Here is a 13532-nt window from a genome sequence, read left to right on the forward strand (position 1 = left end):
TAAAATACCGCGCTGCGGCGCGTCCTGCCGCAGCCGAAGGAGATTCATCATGACCGCACGTCGCGGAACAGCGGTCGCCATCGCGCCCGGCCACGAGACAGCCAGCCTGTCGAAAGCCCAGAAAGCATTCAATACGCTCGTCCAGCAGATCGAGAAGCGGCGCGAGCGGCTCGGCGCGTGGGAAGCCGCGATGCCGGCCTTCCAGAAGAAATTCGTCGACGAGCTGTTGCCGCTCGAACAGACGTCGACCGCACTGCGGATCCGGTTGCTCAATCAGCTCGACGACGCATACCTGCAGAAAGGCTTGAGCAAGGCCGAGCAGCACACCCTGTCCGGGATGATCGCCAACATGGCGCGCGACTTGCTCGATTTCAGCGACGATGCGCAGCTGAAGGCCATCCACGCCCGGCACAGCGCGGCCGATCACGGCAGCAACTCGGCAGCCGAGCCGGAGCTGGAACCGGAGTCGGCATCGACGCCTGGCGCGACAACGGAAGACGATCTCGACGCGCTGTCGCCCGAAGCACTCATGGCGCGCGTGCAGGCCGAACTGGACGAGCAGTTCGCGCGGGACATGGCCGAGCACGCGGCCCGCGAGGCACAACGCGCCAAACGCAAGAAAGCGCCCCGCCAATCGGCCGCGCTGGCGAAGCGCGAAGCCGAGCAGGCCGAAGCGAGCCGCTCGATCCGCGAGGTCTACCGGAAGCTGGCGAGTGCGCTGCACCCCGATCGCGAAACCGATCCGCAGGAACAGGAACGCAAGACCGTGCTGATGCAGCGGGTCAACCACGCTTACGCGAACGGCAAGCTCCTGCAACTGCTGGAGCTGCAACTGGAGATCGAACAGATCGACCGGCACGCGATCAACGGTCTCGGCGAAGATCGGCTCGCGCGCTACAACGGCATCCTGGAAGATCAGCTGCGCGAGCTGGACCAGGAGATCCAGGACGTCGAGACCGGATTCCGGCGGACCTACGGGATCGCGCCGTCGGTCAAGGTCGCACCCGATACCATCATGCGCATGCTCACGCGCGACATCGCGGGCACTCAGCGCAGCATCCACGACCTGAACCTGACGCTGCGCGAGTTCGACGATCCCGCGAACGTCAGGGAATGGCTGAAGGACATGAAGCGCCAGCAGGCCTTCCCGCGCTTCGACGACTAGCCGTGCCGGGCGGGCATGCGTCTGCCCGCCGACCATCGAATGCGTAGCCAGCCTGACGGTATGGCTGCGCGCCCCTCATCGATCGGCATTCCGCACCACCGATACAAGCCGGAGCCGGCCATCCCGGACACCGCGCATCACCCACTTTCACGGATTCAGGAACACAGCTGGACAGGAATCTGCATTTATCCGGCCGATCCGGGTTCCTAAACTTGTCTCGTCGGTTCAGCCAGCCCCAATCGCGCTGAGCCGCAACGAAACCGTCTGAGGAAACCGTGAAATCCATCATCGTCACCATCGCCACCGTCGCCGCTACCGCCACCGTTCTCCTCGCCGCACCGACCGCGTCGTACGCGCAATCGTCGCACTCGGCGCTCACGCGTGCACAGGTCCGCCAGGAATTGCTCGACCTCGAGTCGGTCGGTTACGAGCCGATCGCCGGTGATGGCGACAACTATCCTGGCGACATCGTCGCCGCGCAGGAACGCCTGGCCGCCAAGCGGCTGGCCGAGCGCAAGAGCGCCGAAGCGGCCTACGGGTCGAACGCTGCGGCGAGCACGGAGTCGGGTGCGCCGGCGGTTGCCGTGGTGAAGCCGTAACACCGTCGCGCCGTCACGCACGGCCACGCATCGACGCAGGCGAGCGGCCAAGACACCCGGCCGCCGCACTGCATCGCGGTCGCCCGCTCGGGCGAACCGCTGCTTCACGTCACGCCCGGTGCCCCGAGATCGGCCCCGCTTCGCCGGTCAGGTTGAAGATGCTGTCGATCCACGCGAGAAACGTCGAGAACGTGAAATCCGACCACTGCTGCGTGCGGAACGCCTTCATCACCGGCGTATCGGCCGGGTCCTGCTGGTTCAGCAGGTTGTCGACGAAGGTGCCGATATCCGCGTCGATGCCATTCTCGTGGATCCCCGACCCGGTAAAGCTGACCGCCGTCACCTGGTGGTTGTCGATGAAGTCGTTGCGCGCCCACGGCATGAAGTAGCCGAAGTTCGGCAGCGGGTTCAGCGTCTGCTTCAGCCCGTCCAGCTCCTGGTCGAACATCGCGAGCGACAGCGAATCCTTCGTCGCGTCGTCGGGCGCCGCGATCACGGCCGGCACAAACGCGCGATAGTGATACGCGGCGATGATCTTGTCGCGCTGGTAGCTCGAGAAGCCGAAGCGGTCGTGCGGATACGTCGCCGACAGCGCCGCGTACGCGCTCCCCATGTTGCCCGGATCGAAATGGCTGGTCAGCCGGCTGTTCACGGTGATCATCCCGTCGGGGCCCGTCATCCCCCACTCGGTGCGCACGCGGTCGTACAGACCGACCGACGGATGCGTGGCCGCGTCCGCATCGAACGGCGTGTTGAACACCGTGCCGGCGTCGTCGAGCAGCGAACTATGCGCCTGCGGCTGCAGCGTGTTGCGCAGCGTCGCGTAGTTCGCGAGCGTGCCATAGCCGCCCGCGCTCATCCCGTACACGAGCAGCCGGTTCGGCTTGCCGAAGCCGTGCGACGTCAGCCACTGCGCGACGGCCTGGATGTTCTTCAGCCCGCTGTAGTGCTGCAGCCGCCAGTCGCCGCTCGGCGCGGTGTAGTTGCGCACCGCGCTGCCCATGTGGATATCCCCGGTGCAATAGGGCACGAAAACCTGTGTCCACTGCTGCGTCTCGACCTTCGGTTCGCCGACGAGAATGTGCGCGAGATCCATCCGCGTGAGCAGCGGCGACAGGAACGACGAGAGCAGGCTCTCGTTCGCGGTGCCGTTCATGTAGTTGTGCGGGATGCCGTCCGGGTTGAAGCCGCCTAGGCCGGCCTCGGCGCCGGTCGACGTTTGCGTGCAGGTGCCGTAGTCCCAGCACGCGCCGCCCGGCTCCATCATGTACAGCAGGTTGTCCGACTGCGCGCGATTGATGTAGAAGCGCATCGGCGTGCCGTTGCCGCACGATGCACCGGTACTCTCCGGCAACGTCACTTCGTACCACGAATAGTATGGAATCGACGGATCCGGCATCGTCGTATCGGCGGCGTGGCCGTTCAGTGCCGCGCAACCGAGCAGTGCGGCAACGGCCGCGCGCAGCAGGCTTCGTGCTGTGGACATCTCCCCTCCTTGTCGATGGACATGACGCGGCCGCCGGGCTCCGTCCCGGCGTCGCGGATTCGGCGCTCAGTGCACGCCGGACGGTGACGCACCGTCGAACAGCTGGACCCGCAACGCCTGCAGGCGCTGCGCGATGACGGCTTGTTGCTGGTCGGGATCGGGAATGCTCGCCTGAACCTGCCGGACTACGTCGCGGCTCTGCTGTTCGTACGAGAGATAGCGCGGGTCCTGCGCGGGCGACGGGCCGACCGTCTGCTGCGAGTAGGCGTCCCATTGCGCGCGCATCGACCGGATTGCCGCGCTGCGTGTCGCGGGGTCGGCTTCGGTATCGGTCAGCAGCGCCGCGCTCAGCGCTTCGGCCTGCACCGGCACGATCTCGTTGCGCGCGACATGGTCGGGCAGTTCGTCGAGAATCCGGCGCGCGAGTGCGGCGCGCTCGGCTTGCGGCATGCTGTTGCGGCGATCCCCATACGCGGCAACCTCGTCGCGAAAGCGTGCGAACGCGACGATGCGCTTCACTTCGGCGTCCGCGTCGGGGCGCGCTGCAAGGCTGCGGCGCAGCGCATCGACATCGAGCCGCCGCTCCTCGGGGCCGGGCGTCGCCGCGCCGGTGCCGAACGCATCGGCTGCGCCTGGCTGCGCGCTCGCCGTCGCGGTCGTTGTGTCGGACGACGCGGCTTGTGCCGGTGTCGCCGCTTCATATCGCCAGATTGCAACGACGGCCACGCCGATCGCCGCGATCGCGCCCGTGCGCCGCCAGAGTGCCCTGTTCTTCTTCACGTCGCCTCCTCGTCACGTCATGCCGTTCTTCGCCGGTGCATCCGCGAGTAGGTTCTAGGTCGAATCCGGCATGCAGTCAAAAGCGGCACTAGAACGCAGGCACTAAACCTGCTCGCAGCGGCCACGTCCGGCAAGACGTTTGAAACGCATTTCGTCGTCGCATGGGCAAGCACACGATGTCGCGCGCCACGCCCGTGCGGCGGCGGTTCGGGCCAGTACGCGCCGTGTGCGTCGCGACACCAAGCAAGCAGCGATCCAGCCGCGCGGCGCACGACGGTCACGCGTCGGCGTGGCCGATGCGGATGGCCGGATCAGACCCGTCGAACGACCCGCTGAGCGCTTGGTCGGTATTTTGGCCAGCCCTATGCTGGTTTCCGACACGCGCCGAACGGTCGGCGCGACGCCCACCCCACCCAGCCGAGCCCGTTCCATGAGCCGTGCAGACCTTCCGCATCGCGCACCCGCCGCCGTCCACGACTATCCGACCTATCGCGACGCGCTCGCGGGCCGCCGGCTGCCTGCCGCCTTCGTCAATCTCGACTGCCTCGACGCGAACCTCGCCGACCTGAAGCGCCGCGCACGCGGCCTGCCGATCCGGCTCGCGACGAAGTCGGTGCGCTCGCGCGAACTGATCGGCGCGGTGCTCGCCGCCGGCCCGTTCATGCAGGGGCTGCTGTGCTACTCGGCCGCGGAAGCCGCATGGCTCGCGGACGGCGGGTTCGACGACATCGTCGTCGCGTATCCGACCGTCGAGCCCGACGACCTGCGCGCGGTGGCGGCGCAACTCCGGCGCGGCCGTTCGATCACGCTGATGGTCGACGATGCCGCGCAGGTCGACGCGATCGACCGCGTCGCGCACGACGAACGCGTGACGATCCCGCTCGCGATCGACCTCGACATGTCGTCCGCGTATCCGGGCCTGTACTTCGGCATGTACCGCTCGCCGGTGCGCGATGCGGCCGGCGTGCTCGCGCTCGCGCACCGCATCGGCGAGCGCCCGCACGTGCGGCTCGACGGGCTGATGGGTTACGAAGGACAGATCGCCGGCGTGGCCGACACCGAGCCGGGCAACGGCGCGCGCAACGCGCTGGTACGCCACCTGAAACGCCGCTCGGCACGCGAGATCAATGCGCGCCGCCAGGCGGCCGTGCAGGCGCTCGCGGCGGCAGGCCACCGGCTGCGCTTCGTGAACGGCGGCGGCACCGGCAGCATCGAGAGCACGCTCGGCGACGCGTCGGTCACCGAGCTTGCAGCCGGCTCCGGCCTCTACGCGCCGGCGCTGTTCGATCACTACGCGGCATTTCATGCGCAGCCGGCGGCCGGCTTCGCGCTGCCGGTCGTGCGGATTCCTCAGCCGGGCATCGTGACCTGCTCGGGCGGCGGCTATATCGCGTCGGGGCCGGCCGGCAAGAGCCGGCTGCCGCGGCCGTGGCTGCCGGCCGGCTGCACGCTGATCGACAACGAAGGCGCGGGCGAAGTGCAGACGCCCCTGCGCGTGCCGCACGGCGTCGCACCGGCGATCGGCGACCCGATCCTGTTTCGCCACGCGAAAGCCGGCGAGCTGTGCGAACGCTTCAACACGCTGCTGCTGATCCGTGGCGGCCGCGTGGTCGGCGAGGCGCCCACCTATCGCGGCGAAGGCAAGAGCTTCTTCTAGCGGGCCGCGCCGCCCGTCGTTCCAACCGATCAACCCGTTCACCCCATTCAAACGACAACCACGGAGACAATGCCATGTGGCGTAACTGGTCGGGATATGTCTGCAGTCCTGATGCAACCGTGTCGACGCCTGCGTCGCACGCCGGGCTCGCGGCCGTGCTGCGCGATGCGGCGGCAGCCGGCGCCACCGTGCGCGCGGCCGGCGCCGGTCACTCGTTCTCGCCGCTCGTGCAGACCGACGACGTGATCCTGTCGCTCGACGGGATGCAAGGCGTGATCGACGTCGACCGCGACCGGCGCGTCGCACGCGTGCATGCCGGCACGCGGCTGTGGGCGCTGGGCCCGGCGCTCGCCGCGCACGGCCTCGCGATGGAGAACCTTGGCGACATCAACGTGCAGTCGATCGCCGGCGCGACCAGCACCGGCACGCACGGCACCGGCATCACGCTCGGCAACCTGTCGACGCAGATCGACAGCCTGACCTTCATGTGCGCGGACGGCAGCGAGATCCGCGCGAGCGCCGACACGCATCCCGAGCTGTTCGCCGGCGGCCGGATCGGGCTCGGCGCGCTCGGCGTGCTGACCGAGATCGGCCTGCGCCTCGTGCCCGCGTTCAAGCTGCGCCTCGAGCGCGGCGGCATGCAGCTCGACGACTGCCTCGCGCAAGCGGATACGCTGATCGCGAAGCACCGATCGTTCGAGTTCTACTGGTTCCCGCATACGGACACCGTGCTGACCAAGGCGTGGGACATGACCGACGAGCCGGCCGACTCGGTGCACTGGGCAAGCCGCGCGTCCGAATCGTTCCTCGAGAACACGGTGTTCGGCGCGTTGTGCGGGCTCGGCAAACGCGTACCGTCGCTGTGCCCGGCGCTGAGCCGGCTGTGCGCGTCGACCGTGTCGGCCGGCCGGCACGTGGATGCGAGCTACGCGATGCTGTCGACGGTGCGCCGCGTGCGCTTCAACGAAATGGAATGGTCGGTGCCGGCCGAGCGCGGTGCCGACGCGCTGCGCGAGATCCGCTCGTTCATCGCGCGCCGCAGCTTCCCGCTGATGTTCCCGATCGAATACCGCTGGGTGCGCGGCGACGACATCTGGCTGAGCCCCGACTATGGGCGCGACAGCGTGCGCATCTCGGTGCACCAGTATCGCGGGATGCCGTTCGACGCGTACTTCTCGGGCGTGCAGGCGATCTGCCGCAATCATGGCGGGCGGCCGCACTGGGGCAAGGTGCATGCGATGAAGGCCGCCGAGCTGGCGGCGTGCTACCCGCACTGGGACGATTTCCTCGCGTTGCGCGAACGGATGGATCCGCTTGGCCGCTTCCTGACGCCGTACCTGCGCACGCTGTTCGGGCTGCCGCAACACGCCAGCGCGAGCGTAGCCTCAACCGCGCGCGCCACGCCGGCCCGCCGAGGGACACCCCCGATGCACGAAACGGCCGGCATCGCACAACATCGGCCGCGATCCAACCAGGAGGCCTCGTGAGCACCGCCACCCTGCATGCCGCCGCACAGTCGCGCCCCGATCCGTCGACCGGCGCCGTCGTCCGCCTTGCACTCGCGTTCGCGGCGGCCACCAACGGCCTGATCCTGTCGCCGTTCCTCGTCGCGGCCGTGATGACACGCTTCCGGCTCGACGAAGGCACCGCGACCGCGCTCGTCAGCGCCGAGATCCTCGGCATCGCGATCAGTTGCGCGCTGCTGTCGCACCGGATCGCGCGCGCCGCGCGGCCGTTCACGCTGGCCGGCCTGGTCGGCACGATCGCCGGGCAGGCGCTCAGCGCGGTCGCACCCGGGATCGTGTCCGCGGCGCTCGCGCGCGGGATGACGGGGCTGTTCGAGGGGATGCTGTTCGTCGTCGTCGCGTCCGGCGTGTCGCAGCGCGCGTCGACCGACCGCCTGTGGGGGCAAATCAACCTGCTCGCGGGCATCATCAACGGCGGCATCCTCGTGCTGATCTCCGCGATGCCGGCCGGCTGGCTCGGGCACTGGGTGTTCGCGCTGCTGGCGGCCGTCGTCGCCGTGCTGGCGCCCGCGATCCGCGGCATCGACGCGTTCGCGAGCGCACCCGCTCAGACTCACGTGCGCGCCGGCACGCTGCCGTGGCGGCCGGTGATCGCGATCTGGGTCGTGACCGCGCTCGTCTACGGCGTGCAGGCATCGCAATGGGCGATCGCCGGCTTCGTCGGCGAACGTGCGGGGCTGTCGCCGACGACGATCGGCGTACTGCTGTCGGTGTCGTCGCTGCTCGGTTTCGTCGGCGCGGCGATTCCGTCGCATCCGGCCAGCCACAAACACCGCCTCGCGCTGATCTGGGCCGCGCAGCTCGCGATGATCGCGTCGATCGAATGGTTCTTCAGCACGCGCAGCGGCAGCGCGTACTTCCTGAGCCAGTTCGTGCTGAACAGCGCGTTCTTCGTGATCGTGCCGTTCCTCACCGGCATGCTGTCCGACGTCGACCCGGACGGCTCGCTGGTCGCGCGCACGCTCGTCGTCACGTTCTTCGCGGCCGGCATCGGCACCGCGCTGTCCGGTGCGCTGCTCGGTCGCTTCGGCGGCACGCGCGTCGCCCACGTGCTGTGCGTGGCCGTGCTGGCCGCCGCCCCGTTCGTGCGGCTCGCGTTGCGCCGCGCGGCGCCCGGTGCGGTGGCCAGCGCGTCGCCGTCGCCCTGACCGCAGTGCGCCACGGCGTGGCCGCGACGCACCATGAGAATGGCCGCCGCGGCCTTGGCCCGCGCAAATTTGGCTTTCTACATTCGTTTCCGGCGGTACGAGCCGCCGTCCCCCTGTCGATGCGGAGTCCAAAAGAATGAATCGTCACGATAGCGTTCGCGCCGCGTGCTGCGCGATGTTGGTCCTGGCCGGTACCGGCGCGCACGCGCAAAGCAACGTGACGCTGTACGGCGTGATCGATGCGGGCATCCGCTACGAAACGCACGGCGTGTCGTACGGCGCCGACGGCTCGCCGGTGTCGACGGGCCGCAAGATCTCGATGGCCGACGGCGGCGGCCTGACGGAAAGCTACTGGGGCCTCAAGGGCCAGGAGGATCTCGGCGGCGGGCTGTCCGCGCAGTTCAACGTCGAGAGCCACTTCGGCCCGAACAGCGGCGCGATCGTGCCGGCCGGTTCACCGAACTTCTTCCAGGTCGCGTACGTGGGGCTCACGTCGACGTCGCTCGGCCAGCTCGCGCTCGGCCGCCAGTACAACGTGCCGTTCGAGATGGTGTCGCTGACCTACGGCTCGAACCTGTGGGCCGGCCCGCAGGATCCGTACTTCAACCTGTTCAAGCCGGAGCAGACGATGCTCGCGGGCGCGCGCACCAGCAACATGATCCAGTACGGCGCGCAGCTCGGCAGCCTGTACCTGCTCGCGCAGTACGCGCCGGGCGGCCATGCGGGCGGCGGCGTGCTCGGCAGCCAGGCCGGTGCGGCGATCGCGTACGCGCCGGACAAGGGGCCGTTTACGGTCGGCGCGTCGTTCATGCGCACCTGGGACGACGTCACGCACGCGAAATTCGACATCTATGGCGGCGGCGGCTCCGTCACGCTCGGCAACGCGACCGTCAACGCCGGCTATATCGAGAACGCGCGCGACAACGACTTCACGTCGTTCGAGAACGGCCCGTTCAGCTCGACCGATCTCGCCGCGCTCGGCATCATCTCGCCCGCGCAGGTGGCCGATCCGTCGACGCCCGGCGGGTTCCGGCGCCGCAAGATGGCGCTCGCGGGGCTGACCTACCGGTTCACGTCGGCGTTCACGGCCGCCGTCAACGCGTGGTGGACCACGCAGTCGGGCTACACGCCGGACTTCGACGGCCGCGCGCGCCAGTTCCAGGTGATCGCCGGCTACAGCCTGTCGAAGCGCAGCATGCTCTACGCGGAAGTCGACTACGCGATCTATCGCGGCGGCCTGATCGGCGCGCAGCTGGTCGGCGTGAACGGGCAGTCGCCGAGCACGAGCACCACGCAGCTCGGCGCGACGGTCGGCCTGCGCCACTACTTCTGACGCGGGGCCGCGCCGGATGTGGGCGATCGTGGCCGGGGAGGCACCGGGTCTCCGGCCAGGCGGGACGAGTACAATCCATGGAAAAAAATACGGAGCATCCATGGACGATACCGACCGTTATACGACGGCGAATCTGCCGGTCCATCTGTTGCGGTGCCTCGCGGAGACAAGCAAGGAGCTGGGCATCGACCCCACGCGGCTGTGCCTCGGGCTCGGCTTCGACGTCGCGGACCTGTCGAATCCGTCGTGCCGGATTTCCCTGCGTCAGGCGAGCACGATGATCCGCCGCGCGCTCGACATGGCGCCGGGGCGGGCGCTCGGCCTCGAACTCGGCACGAGCGAGACGATCGCGTCGATCGGCCTGGTCGGCTATGCGATGCTGACGAGCCCGACGCTGAAGGATGCGATCTCCGTCGGGATGGAACTGCAGCGCCACACGGGGCCGCTGATGCGCTTCGAGGTGATCTCGGATGCGCGCACGCTGTCGATCCGCGCGACCAACGTCTTTCTCGAACCCGACATCGAGGCGTTCCTCGTCGAGGAAGCGTTCGGCAGCTTCATGAAGATCGGGCGCTCGCTCGTCGGCCCCGCGTTCCAGCCGAAGGTCGTCGATCTCAGCTACCCGCCGCCGGCCTATGCGGAGCAATACACGCGCGTGTTCCCGTGCCCGGTGCGGTTCGAACAGGAGCAGAACCTGTTTTCATGCGACGCGGCGCTCGGCAACCGCCCGATCGCGACCCACGATCCGCTCGCGCATCGCCAGGCGCTCGAATTCCTGCAGGACGCGCTGCCGCCCGAACCCGAAGGCACCGAGTTTCTCGAATCGATCGAACGGATCATGCGGCGCGACCTGCGGCATGCGCCGTCGCTCGCCGAAATCGCCGCGCAGCTGTGCATGAGCGAGCGCACACTCCGCCGGCGGCTTGCCGACCAGGGCGTGTCGTATCAGACGGTGATCGACACGATCCGCAGGAAGCGCGCGTTCACGCTGCTGAGCAACCCGCGGCTGTCGATCGAGGACGTCGCGCACGAAGTCGGGTTCAGCGACGCGCATAACTTCCGGCGCGCGTTCAAGCGGTGGACGGGGCACGGGCCGCGCGAAGGACAGCGGCCGGCGTAGCCCCCCCGCCGCGCGGCACGGCCGGGCCGCCGTTACGCCGCACCCGCGAGCGAACGATCGAGCGCGACGAGCGTTTGATACAGCACGCGCGTGCCGTCGAGCAGTTGCTGCGGCTCGATCCATTCTTCCGGGCAATGACTGCGGCCGCCCAGGCACGGAATGAAGATCATCCCGATCGGCCCGGTCGGCGCAACGTACACCGCATCGTGCCCCGCGCCGCTCGGCAACCGCATGCTCGGATAGCCGAGCTGCGTGGCCGCCTGTTCGACCGCGTCCATCACGAGCGGCTGGCAATCGGTCGGCCGTGCGCGGCTCACGTGCTCCGCACGCGCGCTCAACCGCAACGCGTCGAGCCGCGCGGCCGCACCGGCCAGCAGCGCCTCGGGGAACGCGTCGAGCACCGCGTCGCTGTCGCTGCGCACTTCGAGCATCAGTTCGACCTGCCCCGGCACCGCGTTCGGCACGTTCGGCGTCATCGCGATCCGCCCGATCGTCGCGACGACATAGTGCGGATTGCCCGACAGCGCCGACGCGCGCGCATGCGCGGCCTCGATCACGTGCGCGGCACCGACGAGCGCGTCGCGACGGATGTCCATCGGCGTCGTGCCAGCATGGTCGGGCTGCCCGGTCACGGTGATCAGCACGCGCCGGATGCCGACGATGTTGGTCACGACGCCGATCGGCAAGCCGCGCGTTTCGAGTACCGGGCCTTGCTCGATATGCAATTCGACGAACGCTGCGGTGCTGCCCGGCGCGCGCAGCGGTTCGCGCAGCGCGTCCGGATTGCCGCCGATGCGGCGCAGCGCTTCCGCGAGCGTTTCGCCTTCGGCATTCGTCGCGCGCAGCATGCCGGCGTCGAGCACGCCCGACAGCGCACGGCTGCCGACGCACGAGATGCCGTAGTCGCTCGGTTCTTCGGACAGGAAGTCGATCACCTCGAACGGATGGTCGAGCACGATCCCCTGCTCGTTCAGCGTATGCGCGACCTCGATGCCCGCGAGCACGCCGATGATCCCGTCGAAGCGGCCGCCGCCGACCACCGTGTCGCAATGCGACCCCGTGACGAGCGGTTTCGTGCAACGGCCGCTGCCTTCGCGGCGGCCGATCAGGTTGCCGCCCGCGTCCATCGACACGGTGAGGCCCGCTTCGGCGAACTGCGCGGCAAGCCATGCGCGCGCTTCGGTGAAGAGCGGCGAGAACGCACGGCGCGTCCACGGGACATCGGGCCGCGTGAAGCGCGCCAGTTGCTCGACGCGTGCGTTCAGGCGTTCGGCGTTCAGCGGCGGGAAAGGAAAATCCGTCGGATTCATGCGTGCTCCCGATGTGTGGCGATCGACCGGCTGCCGTGCGGCTTCAGGAAACGGCCCGAGCCCGCCGGATTGACGATGCGCTCGCCGTCGTACACGAGCGCGCCGCGGCAGTACGTGGCGGCGATCCGCACCGTGAATTCCATCCCTTCGAATGCGCTCCACTGCACAGCCGACAGGCTGCGCGACGGATCGAACGCATAACGTTCCGGCGTGAGGATCACGAAATCCGCATCGGCGCCGACGTCGAGCGACCCTTTGCGGTCATCGAGCAGGAAATGCCGCGCCGGGTTCGTCGCGAGCAGTTCGGCCACGCGCGTCGGCGCGACGCCATGCTGTTCGCAGCCGGTCCAGAACGCGGGCAGCAGCGTTTCGAGCCCCGGGCCGCCCGACGCGTTGCGGAACACGTTCGGGTCGCCCTTGCGCTCGAGCCCCCAGCTCACGTGATCCGACGACACGAACGTGCATTCGCCGCGCGCGATGTGCGTCCACAGCAGATCCTGCTCGGCGCGCGGCCGGATCGGCGGGTAGTGCTTGGTTTTCGAGCCGAAGCGCTTCGTGTGCGTTTCGTGGTCGAGCATCAGGTACTGCACGCAGGTCTCGATGCTCGCGCGATGGCCGGCCTGCCGGAACAGGTTGCACAGCTCGAAGCCGCGCGACGTCGACACGTGCACCGCGTGTGCGCGGGCGCCCGTCTCCGCGCCGATCTCGTAGATCAGCGCGGTCGCGAGGTTCTCGATCAGCGGCGGATGCGCGCGCAGGAACGCGTCCCAGCCCGTGTCGCCGGCCTCGATCATCCGCGCGATGTTCTTGCGCGTCATGTCCTGCATCTGGTTGTGCACACCGCATGCGAGGCCCGACGGCGCGATCAGCCGGAACGCGTCGTACAGCACGTCCTCCTCGACGCGCGGAAACCGGCCGGGCGTCGCCTCGAACGTCGAGAACTTGAACGCGCACACACCGCCGTCGATCAGCCCGGCCGCTGCTTCCAGGCCGTGCTTCGCGTTGAGCGTGCCGTACAGCGCGACGTCGACGTGGCAATCGCGCTCGGCTTCCGCGATCTTGCGGTCGAGCTGCGCGCGCGACGCAACCGGCTCCGGATCGTCGTACGGCATGTCGACCATCACCGTCACGCCCCCGGCGGCGGCCGCACGCGACGCATGACCGAGCCCCTCCTGGTTCGCCTGGCTGGCCGCATGCACCTGCCCGTCGACAACGCCCGGCAGCACCCACTGCCCGCGCGCATCGATCGTGTCGCGCGCCGCCGGCGGCGCACCCGTGCCACGCGCGGCGATCCGCCCGTTCCTGATCGCGAGCCAGCCGTCGTCGACCACCTCGCGCGCATCGACCAACCGGCCGCGCACCACCTGTTCGAATTCGCTCATCTGCGCCTCCTGCTTTTTTGATCACG

11 protein-coding genes are annotated in these 13532 nt (G+C 68.9%); 7 read left to right on the forward strand and 4 right to left on the reverse strand.

What is annotated here, in order from left to right; all coding sequences use genetic code 11:
* Nucleotides 1–49: 49 nt before the first annotated feature.
* Nucleotides 50–1165, forward strand: coding sequence for a J domain-containing protein (locus BCEP18194_RS37710; RefSeq protein ID WP_011356592.1), 1116 nt, complete (start codon nt 50–52; stop codon nt 1163–1165).
* 275 nt (nt 1166–1440) lie between these two features.
* A complete protein-coding gene (locus BCEP18194_RS37715; RefSeq protein WP_011356593.1) occupies nt 1441–1764 on the forward strand; it encodes a DUF4148 domain-containing protein in 324 nt (107 codons plus the stop codon).
* 109 nt (nt 1765–1873) lie between these two features.
* Here the strand turns inward: BCEP18194_RS37715 and BCEP18194_RS37720 are convergent, their stop codons facing one another.
* Nucleotides 1874–3250 (reverse strand): pectin acetylesterase-family hydrolase, encoded by a 1377-nt coding sequence (locus BCEP18194_RS37720; RefSeq protein WP_011356594.1) that lies wholly within the window; start codon nt 3248–3250, stop codon nt 1874–1876.
* Nucleotides 3251–3316: 66 nt separating this feature from the next.
* Entirely contained in the window at nt 3317–4030 is a 714-nt protein-coding gene (gene plcR / locus BCEP18194_RS37725; RefSeq protein ID WP_011356595.1) for a phospholipase C accessory protein PlcR, read from the reverse strand.
* 430 nt (nt 4031–4460) lie between these two features.
* Between plcR and BCEP18194_RS37730 the strand changes: the two genes are divergently transcribed.
* The 5 genes from BCEP18194_RS37730 (at nt 4461) to BCEP18194_RS37750 (ending at nt 10814) form a co-directional block, all read left to right on the forward strand.
* Nucleotides 4461–5687, forward strand: coding sequence for an amino acid deaminase/aldolase (locus BCEP18194_RS37730; RefSeq protein ID WP_011356596.1), 1227 nt, complete (start codon nt 4461–4463; stop codon nt 5685–5687).
* A 74-nt stretch (nt 5688–5761) separates the two neighbouring features.
* Nucleotides 5762–7174, forward strand: coding sequence for a D-arabinono-1,4-lactone oxidase (locus BCEP18194_RS37735; protein ID WP_011356597.1), 1413 nt, complete (start codon nt 5762–5764; stop codon nt 7172–7174).
* Nucleotides 7171–8361, forward strand: a complete 1191-nt coding sequence (locus BCEP18194_RS37740; protein ID WP_011356598.1) for an MFS transporter — start codon at nt 7171–7173, stop codon at nt 8359–8361. Before BCEP18194_RS37735 ends, BCEP18194_RS37740 begins: the two co-directional genes overlap by 4 nt.
* A gap of 136 nt (nt 8362–8497) precedes the next feature.
* The gene (locus BCEP18194_RS37745) at nt 8498–9694 is read left to right on the forward strand and encodes a porin (RefSeq protein WP_011356599.1); all 1197 of its coding nucleotides are present in this window, start codon (nt 8498–8500) and stop codon (nt 9692–9694) included.
* Nucleotides 9695–9794: 100 nt separating this feature from the next.
* Complete coding sequence (locus BCEP18194_RS37750) at nt 9795–10814, forward strand: AraC family transcriptional regulator (RefSeq protein WP_011356600.1); 1020 nt, start codon at nt 9795–9797, stop codon at nt 10812–10814.
* A gap of 32 nt (nt 10815–10846) precedes the next feature.
* Here the strand turns inward: BCEP18194_RS37750 and BCEP18194_RS37755 are convergent, their stop codons facing one another.
* Complete coding sequence (locus BCEP18194_RS37755) at nt 10847–12124, reverse strand: Zn-dependent hydrolase (RefSeq protein WP_011356601.1); 1278 nt, start codon at nt 12122–12124, stop codon at nt 10847–10849.
* Nucleotides 12121–13506, reverse strand: a complete 1386-nt coding sequence (locus BCEP18194_RS37760) for a dihydroorotase (protein ID WP_011356602.1) — start codon at nt 13504–13506, stop codon at nt 12121–12123. The genes BCEP18194_RS37755 and BCEP18194_RS37760 overlap by 4 nt, the downstream gene beginning before the upstream one ends.
* Nucleotides 13507–13532 lie beyond the last annotated feature (26 nt).

Origin of the sequence: Burkholderia lata (assembly GCF_000012945.1) — a bacterium.
Lineage (GTDB): Bacteria > Pseudomonadota > Gammaproteobacteria > Burkholderiales > Burkholderiaceae > Burkholderia > Burkholderia lata.

Excerpts from the sequence above, each read along its gene's own strand:
- BCEP18194_RS37710 (WP_011356592.1), top strand. The coding sequence starts at position 50 with ATGACCGCACGTCGCGGAACAGCGGTCGCCATCGCGCCCGGCCACGAG.
- BCEP18194_RS37720 (WP_011356594.1), bottom strand. The coding sequence starts at position 3,250 with ATGTCCACAGCACGAAGCCTGCTGCGCGCGGCCGTTGCCGCACTGCTC.
- BCEP18194_RS37730 (WP_011356596.1), top strand. The coding sequence starts at position 4,461 with ATGAGCCGTGCAGACCTTCCGCATCGCGCACCCGCCGCCGTCCACGAC.
- BCEP18194_RS37735 (WP_011356597.1), top strand. The coding sequence starts at position 5,762 with ATGTGGCGTAACTGGTCGGGATATGTCTGCAGTCCTGATGCAACCGTG.
- BCEP18194_RS37745 (WP_011356599.1), top strand. The coding sequence starts at position 8,498 with ATGAATCGTCACGATAGCGTTCGCGCCGCGTGCTGCGCGATGTTGGTC.
- BCEP18194_RS37750 (WP_011356600.1), top strand. The coding sequence starts at position 9,795 with ATGGACGATACCGACCGTTATACGACGGCGAATCTGCCGGTCCATCTG.
- BCEP18194_RS37755 (WP_011356601.1), bottom strand. The coding sequence starts at position 12,124 with ATGAATCCGACGGATTTTCCTTTCCCGCCGCTGAACGCCGAACGCCTG.
- BCEP18194_RS37760 (WP_011356602.1), bottom strand. The coding sequence starts at position 13,506 with ATGAGCGAATTCGAACAGGTGGTGCGCGGCCGGTTGGTCGATGCGCGC.